The organism is Idiomarina sp. UBA4520 (genome assembly GCF_002388365.1).
Lineage (GTDB): Bacteria > Pseudomonadota > Gammaproteobacteria > Enterobacterales > Alteromonadaceae > Idiomarina > Idiomarina zobellii.
In genome coordinates this window covers 1-23996 of the sequence record NZ_DGMK01000003.1, presented here as the reverse complement: position 1 = coordinate 23996, position 23996 = coordinate 1, and the positions used below count along the sequence as shown (strand labels likewise).

19 protein-coding genes and 1 tRNA gene are annotated in these 23996 nt (G+C 46.0%); 6 read left to right on the top strand and 14 right to left on the bottom strand.

From position 1 onward, the window contains the following. Positions 1-6: 6 nt before the first annotated feature. The gene (locus B3850_RS01315; protein ID WP_286911270.1) at positions 7-3018 is read left to right on the top strand and encodes a Tn3 family transposase; all 3012 of its coding nucleotides are present in this window, start codon (positions 7-9) and stop codon (positions 3016-3018) included. Here the strand turns inward: B3850_RS01315 and B3850_RS01310 are convergent. The 4 genes from B3850_RS01310 to B3850_RS01295 form a co-directional block, all read right to left on the bottom strand. Beyond that, on the bottom strand, positions 3009-3302 hold the full coding sequence (locus B3850_RS01310) for a type II toxin-antitoxin system RelE/ParE family toxin (RefSeq protein WP_199495190.1): 294 nt from the start codon (positions 3300-3302) through the stop codon (positions 3009-3011). The genes B3850_RS01315 and B3850_RS01310 overlap by 10 nt on opposite strands. After that, positions 3290-3562 (bottom strand): CopG family ribbon-helix-helix protein, encoded by a 273-nt coding sequence (locus tag B3850_RS01305; protein WP_199495189.1) that lies wholly within the window; start codon positions 3560-3562, stop codon positions 3290-3292. Before B3850_RS01305 ends, B3850_RS01310 begins: the two co-directional genes overlap by 13 nt. A gap of 114 nt (positions 3563-3676) precedes the next feature. Beyond that, entirely contained in the window at positions 3677-4843 is a 1167-nt protein-coding gene (locus B3850_RS01300; protein ID WP_199495188.1) for an APC family permease, read from the bottom strand. A gap of 11 nt (positions 4844-4854) precedes the next feature. Beyond that, positions 4855-5337 (bottom strand): hypothetical protein, encoded by a 483-nt coding sequence (locus B3850_RS01295; protein ID WP_272978489.1) that lies wholly within the window; start codon positions 5335-5337, stop codon positions 4855-4857. 97 nt (positions 5338-5434) lie between these two features. Here B3850_RS01295 and B3850_RS01290 point away from each other — a divergent pair, with 97 nt between their 5' ends. Then, the gene (locus B3850_RS01290) at positions 5435-5743 is read left to right on the top strand and encodes a PadR family transcriptional regulator (protein ID WP_199495186.1); all 309 of its coding nucleotides are present in this window, start codon (positions 5435-5437) and stop codon (positions 5741-5743) included. Between the two features lie 59 nt (positions 5744-5802). Here the strand turns inward: B3850_RS01290 and B3850_RS01285 are convergent, their stop codons facing one another. After that, positions 5803-6375: an efflux RND transporter periplasmic adaptor subunit gene (locus tag B3850_RS01285; protein ID WP_286911269.1), complete on the bottom strand. Its 573-nt coding sequence runs from the start codon at positions 6373-6375 to the stop codon at positions 5803-5805. Between the two features lie 100 nt (positions 6376-6475). Continuing rightward, positions 6476-7039: an FMN-dependent NADH-azoreductase gene (locus B3850_RS01280; RefSeq protein ID WP_286874316.1), complete on the bottom strand. Its 564-nt coding sequence runs from the start codon at positions 7037-7039 to the stop codon at positions 6476-6478. Positions 7040-7153: 114 nt separating this feature from the next. Here B3850_RS01280 and B3850_RS01275 point away from each other — a divergent pair, with 114 nt between their 5' ends. The 3 genes from B3850_RS01275 to fabA all read left to right on the top strand — a co-directional run bounded on the left by B3850_RS01275 (position 7154) and on the right by fabA (position 10739). Next, the gene (locus tag B3850_RS01275; RefSeq protein ID WP_286874314.1) at positions 7154-8065 is read left to right on the top strand and encodes a LysR family transcriptional regulator; all 912 of its coding nucleotides are present in this window, start codon (positions 7154-7156) and stop codon (positions 8063-8065) included. Between the two features lie 155 nt (positions 8066-8220). Then, positions 8221-10137 carry an AAA family ATPase gene (locus B3850_RS01270; protein ID WP_286874312.1) on the top strand — a complete coding sequence of 639 codons (1917 nt, stop codon included), beginning with the start codon at positions 8221-8223 and terminating at the stop codon, positions 10135-10137. 89 nt (positions 10138-10226) lie between these two features. Continuing rightward, entirely contained in the window at positions 10227-10739 is a 513-nt protein-coding gene (gene fabA / locus B3850_RS01265) for a 3-hydroxyacyl-[acyl-carrier-protein] dehydratase FabA (RefSeq protein ID WP_053953643.1), read from the top strand. A 79-nt stretch (positions 10740-10818) separates the two neighbouring features. On the opposite strand, the gene rmf is transcribed toward fabA, so the two are convergent. The 5 genes from rmf to rlmKL all read right to left on the bottom strand — a co-directional run bounded on the left by rmf (position 10819) and on the right by rlmKL (position 17197). Continuing rightward, positions 10819-10995: a ribosome modulation factor gene (gene rmf, locus B3850_RS01260; protein WP_053953642.1), complete on the bottom strand. Its 177-nt coding sequence runs from the start codon at positions 10993-10995 to the stop codon at positions 10819-10821. A 169-nt stretch (positions 10996-11164) separates the two neighbouring features. Continuing rightward, entirely contained in the window at positions 11165-12877 is a 1713-nt protein-coding gene (locus tag B3850_RS01255) for a DUF3466 family protein (RefSeq protein WP_286874310.1), read from the bottom strand. A gap of 14 nt (positions 12878-12891) precedes the next feature. Then, positions 12892-14844 (bottom strand): ATP-binding cassette ATPase Uup, encoded by a 1953-nt coding sequence (gene uup, locus B3850_RS01250; protein WP_286911268.1) that lies wholly within the window; start codon positions 14842-14844, stop codon positions 12892-12894. Continuing rightward, on the bottom strand, positions 14841-15080 hold the full coding sequence (locus B3850_RS01245; RefSeq protein WP_286874304.1) for a glutaredoxin family protein: 240 nt from the start codon (positions 15078-15080) through the stop codon (positions 14841-14843). Before B3850_RS01245 ends, uup begins: the two co-directional genes overlap by 4 nt. Beyond that, a complete protein-coding gene (gene rlmKL, locus B3850_RS01240) occupies positions 15080-17197 on the bottom strand; it encodes a bifunctional 23S rRNA (guanine(2069)-N(7))-methyltransferase RlmK/23S rRNA (guanine(2445)-N(2))-methyltransferase RlmL (RefSeq protein WP_286911278.1) in 2118 nt (705 codons plus the stop codon). Before rlmKL ends, B3850_RS01245 begins: the two co-directional genes overlap by 1 nt. 191 nt (positions 17198-17388) lie before the next feature. Here rlmKL and B3850_RS01235 point away from each other — a divergent pair. Next, a tRNA-Met gene (locus B3850_RS01235) sits at positions 17389-17465 on the top strand. An 83-nt stretch (positions 17466-17548) separates the two neighbouring features. Here the strand turns inward: B3850_RS01235 and B3850_RS01230 are convergent. The 3 genes from B3850_RS01230 to B3850_RS01220 all read right to left on the bottom strand — a co-directional run. Further along, positions 17549-18103: a cell division protein ZapC domain-containing protein gene (locus tag B3850_RS01230; RefSeq protein ID WP_286911267.1), complete on the bottom strand. Its 555-nt coding sequence runs from the start codon at positions 18101-18103 to the stop codon at positions 17549-17551. Between the two features lie 89 nt (positions 18104-18192). Continuing rightward, positions 18193-19197: a quinone-dependent dihydroorotate dehydrogenase gene (gene pyrD, locus B3850_RS01225; RefSeq protein WP_273269502.1), complete on the bottom strand. Its 1005-nt coding sequence runs from the start codon at positions 19195-19197 to the stop codon at positions 18193-18195. Then, positions 19197-23996 (bottom strand): NAD-glutamate dehydrogenase (locus B3850_RS01220; protein ID WP_286911266.1); only part of this gene is annotated, 4800 nt, incomplete at its 5' end. The genes B3850_RS01220 and pyrD, both read right to left, overlap by 1 nt.

The following is a 23996-nucleotide window of genomic DNA, read 5'->3' as shown; positions in this document are numbered from 1 at the left end:
CGTGCCATGACACAACGAGTGCAAACCGCGTATCCGAAACTGGAGGCGCACTTTACCTATGCCATTTTATCGGCCCGGTATCACCCGACGGAAAATGAACGCCAATGGGCGGCGAGCATTTCACAACCCATCGCCCGCTTAGGTTTTTTGGTGCAACTGAAACTGGTGCAACGACTCGGTTACTTTCTGTCACCCGCGGAGGCACCAAGCCCCATCATTGAGCACATCCGAAAAGTCGCCGACATTCACGTAAAACCCACCCCTGAGCAATGGGCAAACTATCAACGCTCGGGTACCCGGCAACGTCACATTACTCAGATCCGCCAACATCATGGGATCCGGCGTTTTACCCAATTAGAGCACGGCTGGTTACGTCAGGTCGCTGAAACCGCGGCGCTTACGAAAGAAGCCATTACCGATATCATCAACGTGATGCTCGAAGAGCTCGTTCATCACCGTTTTGAGTTACCCGGACTCAGTGTCTTAGAGCGACAGGCCCAACAGAGCCGACAACAGGTCAATGATCAGCTGTACGCAGGGATCACGACAAAACTGAGTACGGTGGCTAAAAAACAGTTGGATCGGTTGCTGTCAACGCAAGTCTCATCAGGCACGTACAGTGACTGGCAGCGACTCAAACGTGAGCCTAAAAAACCGACCAACAAGGCGATCCGAAGTTACTTACATCACGTGGAATGGCTGCGGACGCTGGAAACCCAAATGCCAACCTTGTCATTACCCACCGCCAAGTACCGGCAGTTTATGCTGGAAGCCCGGGCACTGGATGCCAAAGAAATGCGCGACTTAAGGCCCAACAAACGGTACGCTCTGGCCGTGATCTTGATCCGCAGTCAACACGGACAGGCGCTGGATGATGTGGCTGAGCTGTTTATTAAGCTTATACGAGGGCTGGAGAGACAGGCGCAAGACAACTTACAACGCTACATCCTGCAGCAACAGGCACAGACGAACGAGCTCATTGGCACCCTGCGCGATATGCTACTGGAAATGGATACGCCCGGCAGTGCCGCAGAGCGTCTCAAACGTCTCGATGAACGCGCGGGTCCGGATAAAGAAGCGCTGATGGCAAAATGCGATGAGCACCTGGCTTACTCCGGCAATAATTACTATCCCTTTCTTTTGCGGCCTTATCGCACCAAACGGTCGCTGTTATTCAATTGCCTGTCCATCCTCACATTGCGCAGCACCTCCAGCGACAAAACCACCGAACGTCTGATACGTTGTCTGTTATCGTTGCGCGATGTCCGTCAGGAGCACATTGACACACGCTATGTGTTGGAGGCCTTTGATGGTGTCAAAGGCAGTAAATGGTTATCTACTGCCTGGAAAAAGCTGGTACTGGGACCGCCCAAGCGGGACGACGATTTTATGACGTTTCACCGCAAATATCTGGAGCTGTGCATTTTACTCCACATTAAACAGGAATTGGCATCTGTGGATCTGTACGTGGTCAACAGCGAGCAATACAAGGATTATCGCAAGGGGCTGATTGATGAGGCAACCTACGCACGCGAGCTGCCACGCTACGCGCAGCAGGTCGAATTACCACTGGAGAAGCCCGGTGAACTCATTCAGCATTTGAAATCTAAACTGGCGCGGTTGGCACAGCGAGTGGATGAACGTTTTCCGGAAAATACCTACGCTCAGATAAAAGAGGGTCGGATCAGTTTAAAGCGATTATTAACACAGCGACCCGGAGCGGCCATCCAGCGTGTGGATGATGCCATCAGCCAACAACTGGAGCCAACGAGCATCGTTGACATTTTGGTGGACAGCGAACGTTGGTTAAATCTCAGTGATTTATTTTATCCCTTGTCCGGCCAACAAAGCCGGGTGGATGATCCGGCCAGACGTTTCGTTACTACGTTATTTTGTTACGGATGCAATTTAGGGCCCACACAAACGGCGCGCTCTATCAAGGGGATCAGCCCTAAGCAGGTGGCCTGGTTGAACTTAAAACAAGTGACGGATGATCGTTTAGATAAGGCCATTGCCAACGTCATCAATGCATACAACCAGTTCGATCTGCCGAGGTTCTGGGGCAGCGGGCAGCACGCGTCGGTAGACGGAACCAAATGGGAGTTGTACGAGCAGAACCTGATGTCTGAGTACCATATTCGCTACGGTGGCTACGGCGGCATCGGTTACTACCACGTATCCGATACCTACATTGCGTTATACAGTCATTTTTTGTCCTGTGGTGCCTACGAGGGAAACTACTTAATTGACGGACTACTGAATAACCAATCCGAGATCCAGCCTGAGTTTTTACACGGCGATACTCAGTCGCAAAGTTATCCGGTATTCGGGCTCTCGTACTTGCTGGGTATTCAATTGATGCCGCGGATCCGAAACATCCATGATTTAAATTTATTTCGACCCGACAAGACCTGCCGCTACGAGCACATCGATCAACTGTTTGCCGGCAGCATTGATTTTGCGTTGATTGAGCAGCTGCTTCCCGACATGCTGAAAATCATTTTATCCATAAAATTGGGCCGCATGCCCGCATCGTCTTTGTTACGCCGACTCGGCACATACAGCCGGAAAAACAAACTGTATTTTGCGTTTCGGGAGTTGGGCAAAGTGATCCGAACACTGTTTCTCCTGAACTACATTGATAATGTGGACTTACGGCAGGTCATTCAGTCAGAAACCAATAAATCTGAAGAGTTTAACGGTTTTATTAAATGGCTGTTCTTCGGCGGTGAAGGTGTTATTGCACAAAATGTCCGTCACGAGCAAAATAAAATCGTGAAGTACAATCATCTAGTGGCGAACATGGTCGTGCTGTACAACACCGAGCGCATGACGCGTGTGCTCAAGCAGCTAATGGAGGATGGTACCGAAATCACTGCCGACATTATTGCCGGGTTGTCGCCATACCGAACCGCGCACATTAATCGTTTTGGTGATTATATACTGGATATGAACCGGCAGGCACTGCGCCCGGATTATCGTATTGAGGTACTGAATAAGCCAAGCGATCACGAATAGCCAACTTCCTTTTGATGTCGCACTGCAAGGATGATCGTTTCAAAGCCATCGTAACGGTAGAGTGCAACATAACCGCTTTGACCAAAATCAATGAGCCACTCTCTGAATTCAATGGGCATATCATCCAGCGGGCGGCCAATTTCGGGTTGACCAGCCAAAATAAGGACGTTTTGGCGGATGCTTTTGACGGCCTTACGGGCCACTATCGGATCTTTCTCTCGCAAAAAATCATGCAGACGTTGCACATCCGCTAAAGCGGCCGGGGACCAAATTACTTGTGACACGTTGGCAACTCAGCATTGTCACCCGATTCAAGTTTGGCTAACCATTCATCGGCTTCCGCTGCCGTCAAATGCAAACCATTACGTTGGTAATCTTCCCAGGCACGACGTGCATCTTGCTTAAACGTTTCACGTTTTTCTTCACGTTCAACATAATCCTGGATCGCCTGACGCATGATCCAATGCGCTGAGCGATGACGAACATCTGCTAAGTGCTGCACGCGTTTTTTCATATCGTCATTCAGTTTTACGGATGTTGCCATTTCTAACCTACCTAAGTATTAAAAGGTACTACCGTTTAATACTATCGCAAAAATGTCGTGTTATCCAATAATGTTTACTGAATAATAAATCAATGTCTTACCGTATGTTTTCAATTAAGCTAGTGCTGCCAACAGCACTAATCCAAAACAACTCAGCAAACCAAGAATAGATACCCATTTCGGTATAAACCGTTGTGTCTGAGAGACTTTCAGTGCAGCTATGTTCGTGATCCCGTAATAAATTAATACGGTGAAGGCACTGAGTGTCCAGGCGGCTTTAATCCCCCCAAACAAAGCGATTAGGGACATTATCGCGAAAGTTATCCATGTCGCTGCCGGTGCTGATTTACTATCGCCGCTCAACCCTGCCACTTTCGCTGGTAGATCGCCGCGCCGGCCCATTGCAAGAATGACACGGGACACCCCTAACACCAGGTTCAGAACGACACCACTCATGGCGATTACGCCTCCAGTAACCACAAGCCATCGCCAGCTATGATTAGGGATCAAGTTAGCAATATTGAAATTACTTTGCTCGAATGACTGAATACCACCTAAATGCAAAATCGTAAGGCCGACCGCAATGTAAATAGCGCTAATAACAGCCAGTGTTATGATGACGGCTTTGGGGATGTTTCGACGTGGAGCACTAATCTCTTCACCCATGGTTGCAATCCTTCCATACCCCGTAAAAGCAACAAACATCAGTGCTGCTGCGTGGAATAGTGACAAGGAAGATGATGTGACTGGGTCTACTCCAGACATGCCGCTACTGCTTAAGCCTATTCCTACGAAAGCAATTAAGCCTAGTAAACTGACGAAAACCAATAATGCATTAAGCCAATTTGTCCGGCGTACACCAGACAAGACTAGCACGGTAAACGTTAGCAGTAGTCCGACAGCGATAAATTTGACGATCCACGGAGGGACATTCAAGCCTAAGCTAATATACCAGGCAACCGCAAGCGCGGCCGTAGCTGCAGAAGCGCTTTTGGCTATAACAAAAAGTATACCAGCAATTCGGCCACTAAACGGGTTCAGGAACTGGTAACCGTATTCATACGTTCCGCCGCTAACCGGGTGCGCAACGGCAAGCTGTGCCGACGATAGACCGTTCATTAAGGCAGTCGCAGCGGCGACCAGTATGGCCAAAACCAAGCCTGAGCCCGCAATTTCAGCGCTTAAACCAACGCTGACATAGGCTCCCGTACCAACGATTGAACCCAGACCGATGACAAGTGCACCAAATAAGCCCGTTTCCCTAACTAACTTGTTCGACACGTCAATAACTCCTATTCTTGCTCGAGCTCAAATAGCGATTGATTGTTCATATAGCCAACACCTTCTGCCTGATGACAGGCCATGCAAGCGCGTTTGGCTTCTCCGAAAGCATTCCATGCAGTCTCTTTATCAGCGCTATCAAACGCTTCTTTTACGCTTTCCCATGTTCCATTGAAAAAAATACTATCAGCATTTGGTTTACGCTTAGGGCGCTTTAAGTATCCATTTTGAATAGTGGTTCTGATTTTTCGCCAGTGATAACCGGCTAGCTGATAATTTTCACGCGTCAAAGCCTCATGAACCTTTTCATAACGCTCTCCAACTTCCCACATGGGTTGATCAAAGCCGCGTAAATACCCTTGAATAAGTTGAAAACGTTCTTCACTTGAGTCCGCATTTAAAATCCAGTCATTCGGGTTTTCCTCTTGTGCTAAACTGAACGTGCTAAACAGTAACGCATAGGCCAAGAGCAAGGGGCGTGATAAAACTTTCATAGTTTCTCCTTGAATAACACAAGTTCTGGCGTACTTAAGAAATAAATATCGGATTTCGATATCGATACTCGATAACGATAGTATTGCTGAGGGTAAAATGCAAGATAGAGATTTGTTTTCTGGTTTTATTAAGTTACATATATTGCACCATGCTGCCCACGAGGAAATATTTGGCGCAGGGATGATAGATGAGCTAAGCACTCACGGATATACACTCAGCCCCGGGACACTCTATCCGATGCTGCATAAGATGGAAGTAAATGGTTATTTAAGAAGTGAAAAACGCGAAGTCAACGGGAAAATTCGTAAATACTATCGTTGCACTGAAGATGGTCAACGAGCACTGAGCTTAGCAAAGGAAAAAGCTCGTGAATTATTTGGCGAGCTTTTGGAACCTCAGGCTTAGGCCAGTTGACGCGATATTACGTTATCTAAAAAATGGTAAAACCATTAAATATCAATACATTAGGATTCTTTTGGCGAATTCTGTACGAATCCCGGCAGACCCTCAATAACAGCATTAAACGGGACTTTTAGCTGATGATAATCCTGGTTTACTTCACGTTCGTTCAAACGGGCAGTCACCTCGGCTAAGTCAGCTTCAGCCACTGCAACAGCTGCGCGCGCTCGACGTAGTTCGCTTTGAGCGACAAAATCGGTTTTCGCGAGACTTTGAAGCTCTTCTAATTGCTGTCTTTCATCTTTAAGGGTTGCTTTTAAGGAGGCTTGCTGCGCGTTTAGCGATTCAATACTTGCATCGATTTGCCGCGTATCGAGGCGTGCTATGGTGGTATTCGCAGTAATACTATCACCAACATCGTATTCAAATGACGATAGTCTTCCGGAAACACCGAAACTTAATTCACTATTATTTTTAGCCGCAACGGAAGCAGGAACAGAGAGAGTTTGATACGCGTGTTGTTTTTTGACTTTCACCACATCGACCTTAGTGGCTGCATGACTGACAAAGCTTGCCAGTAATGCACATGCAAAAAACAAATGGGTGACTCGTGGCTGTAAGGTTGTTTTTATCATCATTTAGACAAGCCTTTTAGGAACCTGTCTAAAGTTTACGCAAAAAGGGACCCGACGGATTAACTCTGTGTATCTATATGTTTATCCGTCGGTAGGTTGGGAACTAGGCAATGTCTGCTATTTGTGACTGAGCATTCGATAAACCTTGCTCTCGTGACTCATCACCCATGTTCAGGCCTTCAGCACGAACGATTTCAACATCGGTAATGCCGATAAAAGACAGTGCGGTTTTTAGGTAAGCTTCCTGATGATCAAGCGCACTTGCGTCGCCGCTTGAGTAGACACCACCACGACCCGAAGCAATATAGGCTTTTTTGCCTTCCAGCAAACCTTCAGGACCATTTTCGGTATAACGGAAGGTTACGCCTGCCTGCAATACCCGATCGATCCAGGCTTTAAGCTGTGTAGGAATGGTAAAGTTATACATAGGTGCGCCAATGACTAAAACATCGGCGTTTTTGAGCTCTTCAATCAGTTCGTTAATTAATGGCTTATCTTCAGCTAACAATTCATCAGCGCCTAAGTGTGGAATAGCGTCAGTCACTAAGTCGCGGTGTTTTACCGAAATATCGCTTTCTGCTTGTAGCTTCTTAATAATGTCAGCACTTAACTGACGGCTCACTGAGCCTTCAACAAAAATACCAGAGTCTAAATGTAATACGTTCATAGGGTAGCTCCTTTAAGTCTTACCTTATTCATAATGTTGGCGTTAATACTACGTGTTCCGAATTAAATAAAAAGACGATAAAATGGGATTAAACGTTCCAAAATTAGAACACTTATGTCGATACCTAATATTGCCAATTACTATTTATTCGCCCGCACGGTGCGTGCCGGCAGTATTAATGCGGCGGCAAGAGAATTAGAGCTACCGAAGTCGACCATAAGCCGCAGGCTCAGCCAATTAGAGAAAGAGCAGGGCGTACGCCTTGTAAATAGGGGGCGTTCAGGGTTAAAGCTTACCGACGTTGGCGAAGCATTTTTGGTGCATTGCGAGTCATTAGTTGATGCGGCTGAGTCTGCGCAAATGGTGACTCAGGCATTGTTAGAAAAGCCCAGAGGTCGTGTGAATATTAGCTGTCCGTATGCCATCAGCCAAAGTTTACTGGTCAAAGTACTACCAGAGTTTATGGATAAATATCCCGAAGTGCAGCTTAATGTCATTGCTACCAATAGGCCGGTTAACCTCATTGATGAAAATATCGATATTGCGCTTCGCGTACGTCCGTATATTGAAGACTCCTCGTTAATTGCGCGGCCGTTAACAAAGTCACCATCAAGTTTGTTTATTTCTCCTGAGCTGTTAAACGCGCAGCCGGTTAAAGAGCCCCAGGACTTAATACAACACCCACAACTGAGTTTGCATTACACCAGCGGTCGTTACCATTATCAGCTAACCAATGAACAAGGTGATAAGCAGCAAATTAATTTCCAGCCCAAGCTTATTAGTGACGACATGATGCTGTTAAAAGAAGCCGCCATTAATAACCAGGGAATTGTCGCATTGCCAAATTACATAGGACAGCAAGCGGTATCTGAAGGGCTGCTTGTTCAGTTACTACGAAACTGGAACTTACCGGTTGGCATTATGCACATGACATATTCTCATCGCCGTGGACTGAAACCTGCGGTAAGAACCTTAATAGATTTTCTTGCTGAAAAACTTCCTGAAGTAGCAGAGCACACGTTTTAAAGTTAGCGCTTACCGCCTTGATTATCCTTTTATATATCTTATTTAACATAATATACATTATACGTAATTATATAATGTGGCGTTTTACGGCCCAAATCATCGGTTACTCAGGAATTCTGGTATCATGCGCTCATAGATAATAAAGAGACGGTTTTATGAAATTAGACTACAAGGCGTTACAGCCGGATATTGAAACCTGGTTGAAGAGTTTTCCTGCAGAGCTGAGTGAGAACCCTTTGGTTGGTCAGTCACGTGCCACTAAGGCTTTTGGCGATTCACTGCAGCAGCATGGTACGTATTCAAATATCTATGCGTTGTTTTCGCCTGGCATTTTAAAACGTGATGTACTTAACGCCTATTTCAATGAGCATCAGTGGGAGTATTCAAGCTGGTACGACTGGGTTTATATGGCGAATCCAAAAGATGCACTTCGACCTGTTGCGGTTAATATTCCGTCAGGCTCTGCTGAGTCATTTTTAGAAGCGGTTTGGGCGTTCATTAATTTACCCAAGGACAATCGCGAAGAAGCCTATAAAGAAATAACTCAAACCTATGACACGCACAAACTGCGTGACTATATGCAACAAATACGAGATGTGGCGCCCGCAGACATACAAGGCGAACAACTGGCCAGTATTTTAGTCGCACACGAGCACCCTGCTCCCTATTACTATTGTGACCGAGTTACTGAGGAACGGTTATTCGGCCACATTGGCGTACAGGCTATTGAAGGGACTGTTCGTTCAGAGCTTCACCTTATTGAGCCTGGGCTTATTCATAAAGCCAATGGTGGCGTTTTAGCCATTGAAGTCGCAGAGCTTTTAGAAGACATTAAGCTTTGGAAGCGTTTGAAAAACGTGATTGAGTGCAGTGAGCTGGAATGGTCAACAGCAAAACCTGACTCTGGTACAGCGTTCTTCTATCGTCCTGAGCCGGTTCCGGTTAACTTAAAAGTAATTTTATTAGGCTCTCGTAATGAGTATGCCCAGCTGCGTGAGTACGACGAAGACTTTGATCATTTCTTTCCATTTCTGGCGGACTTTCATGGGCATTATGCCACTCAGAATGAGCCTGTTGCCCCCTACTTCGATTACCTTAATTACGTTTGGCAAATTGCTGATGTTTTACCTTTGAGCCAAAGTGGCTATGCGGGACTACTAAAGGTTTGCGCGCGATACACTGACTATCAGCAGGAGCTAACGCTTAACTCCGTGCGCTTGTTACAAGTATTAAGAGAAGCGAACAGCTGTGCTTTGGAGCGTCAACAAACGGAAATTGATAAGCAAGCTATTGATGACGCTTTACAACAACAGCGTGACCGCGAAGGCAATTTAGCTGAGCTTAGCCGTCGCAGCATACTTGAGCAACAGGTTCGTATTGATACACATGGTGAGGCAATTGGTCAGCTAAACGGCCTTACGGTTGTAACTATCGGTGGTAGCGAGTTTGGCGAACCTTCGCGAATTACCGCGACTATCCATTATGGCGACGGCGATATTATTGATATCGAGCGTAAATCGGATTTGTCCGGAAATATTCATACAAAAGGCGTGATGATTCTCAGTGCTTATTTAGCAAACCAATTTGCACGGTACGCGCCGCTGTCGGTGTCGGCGACAGTCGTCTTTGAACAGTCTTACTATGAGGTCGATGGTGACAGCGCCTCTTTAGGAGAACTGTGTTGCTTGATGTCGGCTCTGGCAAATATTCCGCTGAAGCAGACGTTAGCCATAACAGGCGCTGTGGACCAGTTCGGTAATGTGCAGTCTATTGGGGCTGTTAACGAAAAAATTGAAGGCTACTACGCTCTGTGTAAAGAGCGTGGTTTAAATGGCGAACAAGGCGTCATTATTCCTGTTTCCAATAAGCACCAACTGAACTTGAACGAGGAAGTCATTGACGCGGTAAAACAAGGGAACTTCCACATCTATGCTGTGGCTCACGTCGAGGAAGCATTAGAGATACTCTCTTCCTGCAGGGCGGATAATTTTTTCCAAAAGGTAAAAGAAAATACCTTAGAAGATGATGAGTCAGGTCAACCTATTGGCTTTTGGCGTCGACTTTTTTCTTAATTCCCCCCTCATAAACACTTGTCGGATTTGTTTAGCGTACAGCTGTACGCTAAACTGCTGCACAGTTTTTTCAATTACTTAAGGTGTTTATGAATCAGTCGAGCTTTACTCGTGAAGAGCTGCTGGCTTGCAGCCGTGGTGAAATGTTTGGTCCAGGTAACAGCAAGCTACCCGCCCCTGATATGTTAATGATGGATAGAATCGTGGAGATTAGCGAAGATGGCGGCGCTCATGGCAAAGGCTATATTCACGCAGAATTAGATATTAACCCTGATCTTTGGTTTTTCCAGTGTCACTTTATTGGTGACCCAGTCATGCCGGGATGCTTAGGCTTAGACGCAATGTGGCAATTACTGGGCTTTCACCTGGCATGGTCAGGCGGCCCCGGTCGCGGTCGTGCATTAGGCGTTGGCGAAGTTAAGTTTACGGGACAAATTCTGCCTGAGCATAAGAAAGTCAGTTATTACATTGATATGAAACGCGTTATAAAACGCAAGCTGTTCATGGGCGTTGGCGACGGTCGTGTCGAAGTTGATGGCCGTGAAATTTATACCGCGAAAGACTTAAAAGTCGGATTATTTACCGATACTTCAACGTTTTAATTGCACGACATAAGTTTGCTTAAAACAAAAACGCCGATAGCAACAACTATCGGCGTTTCTCCTTTAAAGGAATGACAAATTAGCGAAACAAGCCGGTATTCCTTGCTTCCATGGCGTCTCTCCAGCCACCTAACCAATGCGACCTAAACTCGTCTTGAGTTTGATAAGGACAGTTATCTTTCGAACGCCCATGTAAGCCGGCTTTAAAGCCTTGAGTGTGAGCTCTTTCAAAGCGATCGCGTTTTTGTCTTTTCATAAATCTATCCTCGCCTGTTGTTCACAGTTGTTCTTTTAAAGAGGCTTTTTATTAATGCCTCTCTACTATTGATAGACTTATTTGGAGAGAGTTCAATTGTAAAAGTGGCAGAGTCTCAGTTGACATTTTTTAACGAATTGAAACTGTGCCACTTTTTTATATAGAACGTTTAGCTATTAATTTTTGATTTACGGCGAAATACAGAAATAAGTGCGCCTAAACCCATAAAGCCGAGCAACGTGCCAAGACCTAAACTTGCACCTTGTCTTTCAACACGGTTTTCTTGTTGGGTACAGTCGTTTAGCTCGCCATCAGCTGCCGAAGGGTCAAGTTTCACCGTAACGACCACGTCGCGTGTTTGAGTTTCCCCTTCGCTGTCAGTGTACTCTTCAGCTTTTAAAGCGGTTGCAACAATAACGCCGCTGTCATTAATACTGTTCGCCTCAATAATATTGTAGGGAGCGTCACAGCTTATTGTATCGTTCAAATTAATAAACTCAGCGCCCTCTTCTGTTGAGTCGAACATAAAGCCAGCTCTGTCGCGAGTCGCTAAGGTTGCTTCAACTTCTCCAGTCCCGACCACAATACCGTCATCATTAATAGCATTAGCGACTGTAGATGAGCCAGTGAAGAACCCCGGTAAGGTTGTAAGCTGTTCGTTGTCCACACTATAAATGAAGCCGGTAGTTCTCAGCTTAGACGAAATAACTTCGGCAAGGTAACCCGTCGCAACGTTATTATCGTTAATATCATTGACCGAACCCCAACGATATTTTGTGTCTTCTGTTACCGCTAAGGCTTCGCCTTCGACAAAAATAGCCGGCATTTTTATCGCGTCTAAGTCTGGGTGATACGTCCAGCTTTGACCACCGGCTATACCGTTGTTGTTGACCGTGTATGCGTAACTCGAAAAGTCGTTTTCATCTTCTTCTTCACGAGGCATTAAAGTGCCAAGCTGCTGTGGTTCACCAATGACATTGCCACTAGAATCTAACTGCCATAAGAAGCCGCGAACGTCGTAGATAGAGCGGTTCGCTCTAAAGGAGCCGCTATTGCTTCTTCGGGAATAAAAGCTGAAGCGAAAAGGTTCAATATTACCGGCTGCACTATTTTTTAAGGAGAACCAGGTATTCCATGCGCAAACTTCCACAGGAGCTGTAACTATCGTTTCTTCGTCTTCAGGCGTACAGTCAGCAATTCGCTCTTCAGCTAAAGGGCTGACTGCCACACTCGCATAACCGGCTGCTAAGCCTGAATCGTTAATGTCCATTAACGCTGTTTCACCGCCTAAGTATTGCGTTTCTGGTGGCGTTACCTGAGTTACTTCGCCATTGTTAAACCATACTCCACGAGTAATAAAGTCAGAGACAAAGTATTCTTGCGTTTGCTCCTCGCCGTCGCCATCGGTATAGGTATACTCGATAAGCTCGTAAGGCGCGGTACTGTAACCCACAGCCGAGTTAGCATTGTTTATGCTGTAGAAAAAGCTGTCAGTACTATCTGCCCATTGCTCACCCGTCGGCGGAATAGGTTCTACCGCCTGGGTTGTCGTATCAAAGTAGAACGCTTGATTAAGCCCTATACGCTGTCTTTGCGTTTCTGAAGAGCTTTCGTTTGCAAGATTACGAATAAAGTTAACAATTTGCTCGTCAGTTAGAGTGTCAGGGTCTTCTACACCCAACCGTTCAAAGTCAATTTCTGCGGTTTCTGGTAAGCGCGAAACACCCACCACAAAATTTTGAGCGTTAATATCTCTGGCAAAGCTATGACGGAAGTTGTCCGCTGTCGGCACTTCTTCTACCTGATACAAGTCAGCGGCAGCTGACAGTGACAGCGATGACAAAATAGCGGCAGTAACAGCTTTTGTTGTAAATGTTTTCATTATTAATAACTACTCTATTCTGATAAGTTTTCGAGTTCTTCCCAACGCTCAAGATCCTGCATGAGCTGCTCTTCCAGCTCAGTAATTTCGTTCATCACAGGCTCTGTCTTTTCTAGTGGTTGTTCAAAAAACCCGGCTTCATTGATTGATTCTTGTAATTTTTCCAGTCGTGCTTCTTTTTCAGCAATAACTTGCGGCAAAGCTTCCAGTTCACGTTGTAGCTTGTAGGATAACTTTTTACGCGGCTTGGCTGAACCTTTAACCGATTTTTGTGTATTCGATTCTTGTTTTTCGTTCGAGTCAGACTCTTTTGTTAGGGCTTTGGTTCCCTTAGTTTTAGAAGAATCTGCCTTAGTTGTAGGAGCTTTGTTTTTCAGGTAATGCTCAAGCTCTGTAAAACCACCCACTATCTCGGTTATGACGCCCTCACCTTCGAAATACAAGACACTGGTTGCGGTGTTGTCGACAAATTCACGGTCGTGGCTAACCAAGAGTACCGTGCCTTCGTAATTCGCAATAATCTGCTCTAAAAGTTCCAGCGTTTCAATGTCTAAGTCGTTGGTAGGCTCATCGAGTACCAAAATATTGCTTGGTTTTAGCAGTATCTTTGCCAGAAGAGCTCGGTTACGTTCACCACCCGACAGCGCACTAACCGGCGTCCGCGCCTGTTTCGGTGTAAATAAGAAGTCCTGTAAATAGCTTAGGATATGTCGTGGACGCCCCTGGAACTCTATATCCTGTTTACCATCCCCCACGTTGTCCATAACAGACTGTGCTGGATCGAGTTGTGCCCTATGTTGATCAAAATAAGCAACTTCCAGGTTTGTTCCTAAGCGTACGACGCCAGAATCCACCGGCTGGTCACCCAAAATAACCTTAATTAAGGTACTCTTTCCACAGCCATTAGGGCCAACAAAAGCAACTTTGTCACCACGCATGAGCAACAAATCGAGATCGCTAATGATTTGCTGTTCCCCAAACGCCAGTGACATATTTTCGCCTTCAAAGACTTTCTTACCGGAACGTTGTGACTCGTTCACTGATAAGTTCGCTTTACCCTGCAGTTCACGGCGCTGTTGTCGCTGCTTGCGCAAGTCTTGTAACGCTCGAACTCGGCCTTCATTGCGCGTTCGTCTCGCCTTAATGCCCTGTCGGATCCACGTCTCTTCTTGTGCGAGTTTTTTGTCAAATTCGGCGTTTTGGGCAGCCTCAACTTCCAGCGCTTCGTTCTTTTTTACCAAGTAATTGTCGTAGTTACCTACGTAGCTGGTGAGTATGCCGCGATCGAGGTCTATAATGCGAGTGGCCAGACGTCGAATAAATGCGCGGTCGTGACTGATAAACAACACAGCCCCTTTAAAGGCGACAATTTGTTCCTCCAGCCAACGGACCATTTCAATATCTAAATGGTTGGTCGGCTCATCCAGCAATAACAAGTCTGGGTCAACAACCAAAGCGCGCGCTAAAGCAACACGTCTTAACCAACCACCAGACAATGAGGCCATGGTGTCGTCAGCAGGTAACTGCAAGCGCGTTAATGTTTGTTCTATACGAGTGGCCATTTGCCAACCGTTGCAGGCATCAAGAGCGGTCTGAACTCTTTCTAAGTCTTGTAACACCTTTTCGCTATGCGCTGCATCAGCCAGCTGTTCGGAAAGCTCATGATATTCCGATAATAGCTTTCCGGTTTCGGCTAAGCCTTCAGCAACATAATCATAAATTTTTTGCGTAGACTGTGCAGGAGGGTCCTGAGGTAAACGTGATACTTTAGTATCACCTATCCACTGCACACTACCCGAATCTAAAGTAACTTCGCCGTCAATTGTCTTTAGTAATGTCGACTTGCCTGCGCCATTGCGACCAACCAGGCAAATGCGCTCACCGGCTTCTACGGTAAAATCGACGCCATCAAGAATCGCATCTGCGCCAAAGGCTAAATGAGCATCCTGAACTCGCAACAAACTCATTGCTCAATAAACTCCAATAATTGCTTTTCATCAAATGGCCAACGAAGTTCACTGTCATCGCTGGCTTTCACGAATACAGGCACAAGCCAGCCATATTCTTCTTGTAAGTCATCTTGTTCCGAAATATCGACGACGCCAAGCTCTACAGGCTCTTCTAATGCTAACTGATGCAGCATTTGCAACGCTTGTGTGCACAACGGGCAATGGGGCTTAGTTAATAGGTAAACTGCCGACATTAGTGCGCCCGGGAAATAATAAAATAATGGTGTATGCCTTTATGACGTTTGAAGTCTTCAGGTATAGACGCCTGCGTTTGGTCGTTAACTTCAAAGCCGGCTTTCTCCAGACCTTCAACGTCAATTTTGAATTTCTTGCGGTTGTTAGAAAACAAAATGACACCGTCTTCGTGCAGCAAGTTTGCTGCGGTTTTTATCAACCCAACGTGATCACGCTGTATATCCAGTGTGCCCGTCATTCGCTTGGAGTTGCTGAACGTTGGTGGATCCAGGAAGATTACATCAAATGCTTGCTTCCCTCTTTGCTCCCGCATCCAGCTAAAGCAGTCAGCTTGAATAAAATCATAGTCGCCACGCAAATTGTTAAGTTCAAAGTTGCGTTCACCCCATTTAAGGTAAGTGTTCGACATATCTACCGAAACCACACGTTTCGCCCCGCTTCTGGCAGCCTGAACCGATGCTGTACAGGTATAAGCAAACAGGTTTAGAATATCGAGCTCATTACACTTGTCCAAAAGCTCCTTGCGAACTAAGCGATGATCCATAAACAAACCCGTGTCGAGATAATCGGTTAAGTTCACCTCGAAACGTGCACCGTATTCGTGAACCGTCAGTACCTTACTTTCCTGCGAGCGCTTCTCATATTGCTGGCGACCGCTTTGGCGCTGGCGTCGCTTTAATACAATATTGCTTTCATCAAATGGTAGGGCTTCACTTAAGGTTTCCAGCATGAACCACAGACGGTCGTTTGCGACCCCGTCGGGTACTGTTTTAGGAGCGGCATATTCCTGAACCACTAAGTAGTCGCCATAGATATCAATAGCAGCATTGTACTCAGGAATATCGGCGTCATAGACGCGCCAACAATCCAGCTCTTCTTTGTCAGCCCACTTGCGAAGTTTTGAATAATTCTTTTTAAGTCTATTTAAAAGGTCATTACTTTTACTTTCTGTAAAGTTTGGCTGCTCTTTAGTTAAGTCATAAAGCGCTAAAGTGACTGGGATAGCACCATTTAGTAACGAATACTTCTTATGACTTCTCAGTCGTAAACGCTTCAGCAGTTGCTCGTCACCGGCAAGTATTGATAACTGCCAGTTGTGAAAGTTTTCTTTTAAGGTTTGCCCAAAACGCTGGTAAAGCAATAAGGTCTCAACGACCTCACCTAAACGCTCACCGTAAGGCGGGTTTGTAACCAACAAGCCTGATTCAGCAGGGGCTTCCAGGTCTGTTGCGTCTCGCTCTTCCCACTCAATAACATTATTCAGTAGTACGCGACTCGCGTTACTGCGGGCAATGGATATCATTCTTCCGCTACTATCAGAACCTTTTATGGTGCCTTTGAAAGCGGCCTTGCCAACCTTGAAGCGTTCTTCCGCTTCGTCTAGCACACTGTGCCATGCAGCTGTGTCATGTCCTTTCCAGCGCAGAAAGCCCCAGTGCCCGCGACCAAGACCCGGTGCGTGATCACAAGCCATCATCGCAGCCTCAATAAGCAAAGTGCCTGAGCCACAGAAAGGATCGAAAATAGCAGGCTGGGATTTTTCTAACTCGGTTTTAATACCCGAGCGAATAAGAATTGCTGCCGCTAAGGTTTCGCGCAACGGCGCTGCGCCCTGCTCTGTCCGATAACCACGTTTGTGCATACCGTCACCAGAGAAGTCTAACGACCACACCAGTTTTCCTTTATGCAGACGAACCGCAATACGAATATCGGGCTGCTCCTTTTCTATGTTCGGTCTTGCCAGCCCCTTATTTCGGAAGTAGTCGACAATACAGTCTTTTACCAATTGTGCACCGAATTGAGTATGACGAATATCGTCATTACCACCGGAAAAGTCCACGATAAAGGTTTCATTATTACTAAAGACACTTTGCCAGTTAAACTGAGTCAGTGTCAGCTTTATGTCGTCCAGACTGCTGGGTTCGTGTTCACCTAACTGGAGCAACATACGGCTTGCCAAACGAGACCACATAACAATGCGGTAGGCCTGCTCTAAAGAAGCATCGATATAGCAACCGGCAAATGTTTGTTTTAAATAAGGTAATTCGTAAGCCTGCAATTCTTCGTGAAGTAGCTCTTCGAGCCCTTTGGCACAGGCGATAAAAAAACGATGCATAAATTCCGACTTGTTCATTCAGTAAACCGCAATTATAACGGAGAGCCACTTGGCTGTCTTTAATAACCCGGGAAATAACCTTAAATGAGTAATTAATAAGCACTTAACTCCAATTTGACTGAATAGTAGGCGGTTAAGTGAAATAAGGCTTGCGCTATGGAAAGGACAGGTATAGTATTCGCCTCATCGGACGCGGGGTGGAGCAGTCTGGTAGCTCGTCGGGCTCATAACCCGAAGGTCGTAGGTTCAAATCCTGCCCCCGCAACCAATTATCCTTTCTAAAGTAACTCCTTTAAATAATCTTCTGAAATTTACTTCCAAACAGAATACCTGAAAGCTAACACAAAAACTTTATGCTAAACGCTGTCCCCAGGACGACTGTGAAGACATTGCTAAGTCAATAGTGGCGGGTAGTAACCGATTTAAGGTCACTTTTATTACTTGAAATTGGCGCATGGTCTTAATGGCAGACAACTGCATAGACTCGTCAAGCAAGACACAGGATGCAAACTCATCATCCGCATCTATAATCATAAACAAGCCTTGATCGAACCCGGAGTTGAGCTCACATAAACGACGCTCTTCTGACCATTCAGTAATATCTGATTTTTGAAAGTGCCAGCTTTGTGGCATTTGAGGACGGCCGAAACGCTTCCAGGCCATTGCATGTAATGCAGCATCGTCAATAGCACATGGGAGCTTGTCGCTTGGATAGCCTTCGAGGAGTTCGGTTGTTGACTGAAATACAGTCGCATCCTCAATATCCAATTCAGAACGTTCAAAATGAATGTTGACCAGCTGGCTTGGTTTATACGCTATTTGGCATGAGTTTTCTTCTGAGAGCTTAACAGAAAGCTCGCCAGATTCTTGATTGTATAGCCATAACCAATGCGGTTGTGATTCCACGCTGTTGCCCTTTATTCTTCTAATATGAGCGAAATGATTCGAATGCGACTAAATAATATACGGCTAAAGATACTAGACTCAGGTATCTATTACAAGCCGTTAACAACTTCTTTAATAAGTTTAGGGCCGTGATAAATAAACCCAGTATAAACCTGAACTAAACTTGCTCCGGCAGCTAATTTCTCTTTAGCCGCAGCGGCGCTATTAATACCCCCTACCCCAATAATCGGCATTTTCCCCTGAAGCTCGTTGCTTAAGTGACGGATAACATCTGTGCTTTTATCTTGCAACGGACGCCCGCTAAGACCGCCGGCTTCTGACGCTTGCGAGTCAGTTAAATTATCTCGGGCAAGTGTTGTGTTAGTTGCAATAACACCGTCAATGTTGGCATTGAGCAGTGATTTCGCCATTACAGTGACTTCATCTGCTGTTAGATCTGGGGCAATTTTCACGACTAAAGGTACGTAGCGATCGTGCTTTTTATGCAGCTCAGCTTGGGACGCTTTTAGCTTACTGAGCAAGTCATCTAATGCAGTGCCGTGCTGCAAATTACGTAAACCCGGCGTATTGGGCGATGAAATATTAATGGTGACGTAATCTGCATACGGGTAGACTTTCTCAAGGCAAATAAGGTAGTCGTTAATAGCCTCTTCTTCGGGAGTTACTTTGTTTTTGCCAATGTTAATGCCAAGCACGCCTTTATAAGAAGTGGCTTTAACATTCTCCAAAAGCTTATCAACACCCTCGTTATTAAAGCCCATCCGGTTAATTATGGCTTCATCATTTACCAAGCGGAATAAGCGAGGTTTATCATTACCCGGTTGAGCAACCGGCGTGATAGTCCCTATTTCAACAAAACCAAAGCCCATTTGACCAAAAGCATCTATGCACTCGCCGTTTTTATCAAGACCTGCCGCTAAACCCACCGGGTTAGGGAAGCGAATACCCATCACCTCGCACGGTTTATCTGGAACACTCTGTTTCCAAAACAGCGACAACGGGGTGTTGTGCCAACGCTTTAAAATACCGAGCGCAAACTCATGCGTGCGCTCGGCGTCTTGGCGAAACAGCCATGAACGAATAATTCCGTACATTAGCTGGATACTTTTGGTGCACAGTTATGACTAAGTAACATCAGCTCGCGTAACGCGACTGAGAACTTAGCAAACTCATGGCTCTTAGTAGTTTTAAAGTCAGAAAGCATTTGCTGCCAACGGTACAGCAGTGTTTCGTTCTTCTCTACCCACTCGCTTATCATCTTCTCTGGGTCTTTCGCGTCTGAGGTTGCTTTTAATACCACTTGCGTCAGTGAGCGTTGCTGCCAATCCAGCTCTTCGCGGAAAGCGGCACGAGCCAGTGCTTGCCAGTGGTTAGCAACCGGTTGGTTATTAATCTGCGTTAAGAACCAGTGTAAGTTAAGCTCAGCACCTAAACGGAAGTAAAGTGTTCCGACCGTTTTCAGGTTTTGCCCGCTTTCGTTAGCCACTTCAGCTAAATCCATAGCAGAGAAAATGGTGCTCAAGCTGGCAACGTGCTTCGCTAGTTCAGCCGGGAAGCCATGCTCTTTGTATTTCTCAATGGTCTCTTCAATAACTTTTGCTTCGTCTTCAATCATGTACTTCAGACAGTTTTTACGAAGGTCATCAAATGCGCCCATGTAGAAATCCAGGTGTTCCTGAATACCATTCAACGTTGGGTTTCTGTGGCGCAGGAACCAGCGAGTTGCGCGGCGGACCATACGGCGAAGCTGGAACAATACGTCGTTTTGAACTTCAGCCGGTACTTTATTGTTCAACGCTTCAATTTTGTCCACTAGCTCTTCAACTTTGAAACACTCACGTGCAACAACATAAGCTGAGGCAACTTCTGCAACACTAGCGCCTGTTGCTTCCTGCTTACGGAATACAAAGTTTGGCCCCATGTCATTAACAATGTTGTTGGCCAGCTTGGTTGCAATGATCTGCCCTTTCAGCGGGTGCGACGTCATTGCTTCAGCAAAACGCTCACGCAGTGGTACCGGGAACGAATCAAATAGCTCACGAGCATGGTAAGGATCTTCAGTGATCTCGTCTGTGATCAATTGTTCTTTCAGAACCATTTTTCCGTAAGCGGTTAATACTGAAAGCTCTGGACGAGTTAACCCCTGATTCGAAGCCTGGCGTTCGGCCAGTTCATCATCATCTGGTAAGAACTCCAGTTGACGATTCAGCGCACCGTCACGTTCCAACTGATGAATAAAGCGCTGCAGCTCTTTTATCTGATCAGCGCCACGCAGCGCAGTGACCGATAACGACTGCGTTTGACGATTACAGTCATCCAGAACAATCTCAGCGACTTCTTCAGTCATGTCATACAGTAACTTGTCACGCTGCTTCTGTGTTAAGTCGCCACTGTTGACCAGACCGTTCAGCAAAATCTTAATGTTAACTTCGTTATCCGAGCAGTCGACGCCACCGACGTTATCGACAAAGTCGGTATTAATGCGTCCACCTTTCTGCGCAAATTCAATACGACCAAGTTGGGTGAAGCCAAGGTTACCGCCCTCACCCACAACTTTTGCTTTGAGTTCGCGGCCGTTAACACGTAACGCGTCATTTGCGCGGTCGCCGACGTCAGTATCGGTTTCCGCTTTACCTTTGACGTAAGTACCAATACCTCCGTTCCAAATAAGATCGACTTCCATCGTTAAACAGGCTTTTATCAGCTCGTTTGGCGTCATCGACTTCTTATTGGTGCCAATCATCTTTTTAATTTCTGGCGTTAACTCAATGGCCTTGGCACTTCTTGAGAAAACACCACCGCCCTTAGAAATCAACTCTTTGTTGTAATCGTCCCAGGTAGAGCGCGGTAATTTAAATAAGCGGTCTCTTTCTTTCCAGGAGCTTGCTGCATCTGGCTCTGGGTCGATGAAAATGTGCATGTGGTTAAACGCAGCTTGTAAGCGCGTGTGTTTAGACAGCAACATGCCATTACCAAATACGTCACCGCCCATATCGCCGATAGCAACACAGGTAAAGTCAGTGGTTTGACAGTCAATGCCCATTTCACGGAAATGACGTTTAACAGACTCCCAGGCTCCGCGTGCGGTAATACCCATTTTCTTGTGGTCATAGCCGACTGAACCCCCGGACGCAAACGCATCGCCTAACCAGAAATTATATTCGGCAGAGATACCGTTAGCGATGTCCGAGAAGGTTGCGGTGCCTTTATCGGCCGCGACCACTAAATATGGGTCGTCTTCGTCATGACGCACAACGTCTTTCGGTGGAATAATTTCGCCTTCAATAATGTTGTCAGTAATGTCTAACAGTGCGCGAATGAACGTTTTGTAGCATGCCTGACCCTCTGCCATAAAGCCCTCACGGTCTTCCGGCAGCGCTTTACAAATAAAACCACCTTTTGCGCCAACCGGCACAATAACGGTATTCTTCACTTGCTGAGCTTTGACCAGTCCTAAAATTTCGGTGCGGAAGTCTTCTCGTCTGTCAGACCAGCGCAAGCCGCCACGAGCAACTTTGCCGCCACGTAAATGAACACCTTCAACACGCGGTGAGTAAACGAAAATCTCAAACTTCGGCAATGGCAGCGGCATTTCCGGCACCATTTCCGGCAGGAATTTCAATGAGATATAAGGCTTATCGTTGCCGTTTTCATCGGTTTGGAAAAAGTTTGTTCTAAGTGCGGCATCAATGAGCTCAACGTAACGACGAATAATGCGGTCGTCATCTAAGTTGGCAACGTTATCCAACTCGGTGTTAATGCGTGTGTGCAACGCTTCGAGCTTTTTCTCGACATCTTTGGTGCCCGGCTCAAACTTGGTATAGAACATTTTCACAACCAATTTAGCCAGCAGCGGATACTTACTAAAGGTACTCTCAATGTAGCTTTGGCTGAATGTTGTACCAATTTGGCGCATATATTTAGCAAGCATGCGCAAAATGGTTGCCTGGCGACCGTTCATACCCGCACCCAGTACTAAACGGTTGAAGCCGTCATCTTCAAGCTGCCCGTCCCATACTTTAGCAAAGGCATTTTGGAAGGTTTCGCGACTTTCATCTAAGTCCAGTGAACCCGCCGTGTGAAGCATTTGGAAGTCAAGAACCCAGAAAATATGACCATCGCTCGTTTTAATCTGATACGGGCTTTCACCAATAACTCGTAAACCAAAGTTTTCGAGCATCGGCAGCACGTCAGACAAATGAATAGGCTCGTCTTTATGGAATAATTTCAGATGCAGATGCTTGCTGTCGTCTTTCTCTTCTTGCGCACGATACAGCACCATGCCCAACTTGTGGTCATCATCTAATGACTCAAGTTGCTTAATGTCTGAGATAGCCACCGACGGTAGTACATCTTCTTTATATGCGCGAGGGAAAGCTGAAGAATAACGCTTGTTGAGACGCGTTGCCTGAGCTTCACCGTATGTAGACTGTAAAATTCTCTCGAAATTATCTTCCCAGGTGCGTGCAGCTTCAATCAAGTTTTGCTCCAAATCTTTCACGTTAATCGTCTGATGACCATCACTTAAACGGACTGTATAGTGTGTTCTCGCCAATGATGACTCTGAAAAATACGTCGTAAAGTCAACGTCGTATTCCGTTTTGAACGTTCTTGCCAATATACTTTGCGTACGCTCACGCAGTAAGGTGTTGTAGCGCTCTTTCGGCACGTAAACCATGCATGACATGAAGCGACCAAAGATATCTCGGCGCAAAAACACGCGAGTCATATCACGCTCTTGCATTTGCAGCACGCCCAGACCGACTTCTAATAAGTCATCCTCTTCAGCCTGAACAATTTCATCACGTGGGTAGGTTTCTAAAATATTCAGTAACGCCTTTGCAGCATGAGACTGTGGTGCGAAACCAGACATTTCCAAAACACGCTCGATTTTTTCGCTAACCAGAGGAATATCTGAGGTGCTGTTATTATAGAAGCTCGCTGAGTAAAGACCGATAAAGCGGTGCTCACCAATAACTTTACCCTGTTCGTTAAATCGTTTTATGCCAATGTAGTCCGAGTACGCTGGACGGTGGACACGCGACTTAGAATTGGTTTTAGTCAATAGTAACAGTCGATCATTCTGGATGATTTCGCGAGCATCTTCCGGCAAGGATGAAACCAAACGGCCTTTATCACTGACCGAGTTTTTCATCAAACCAAGGCTGGTCTCTTTAAGCTGTTTTAGCTCATAGTCACCTTTCACCGGGCTGAGTTCATATTCACGATAACCAGTTAACGTAAAGTTGTCGTCTGCCAACCACTTAAGAAACTTCTTAGCCTCGTCTTTATAGACTTTATCGCCAGGATAAAAATCGTTACTAAGCTCTTTAGCTACTTCTTGCAAGCGCTCACGCATTGGCTTCCAGTCTTGAACAGCCAGGCTAATTTCTTCCATCACCGAGACCAGCTCTTTCTTCAATGTCTTAATCTCTTCTTTACTGGTCTGACGGTCAATTTCTATCAGGAACACGGTATCGACATAATTATCTTTGCTACGCGTGCCCGGCTTTTGTAGCTCTGTAACTTGCTGGCTCTTGTCGCGCTTATGGCTAATCGGCATATGCAACAGCAAGTGTGATGTAATGCCCAGACGCGATAACGCCATGCGAACTGAGTCAACCATAAACGGCATATCGCTTTGGATAATTTCCACGATAGTATGCGGCGATTCCCAACCGTCAGTTGGCACATCTGGGTTATAAACTTTTATGAGTGCTTTATCGCCTGGAGTATATTCGTTAAAGCTATGCCAAAGTCCTAAGACAGCACCGTACATATCGCTGTCGTGACGATTGGTTAAATCATCACTCGCTATGTTTCGGTATAACCGTTTGGCAAAATCTGCAACTAAATGCGCCTGAGGAGCTGGAACTTTCTTATTTATCAATTC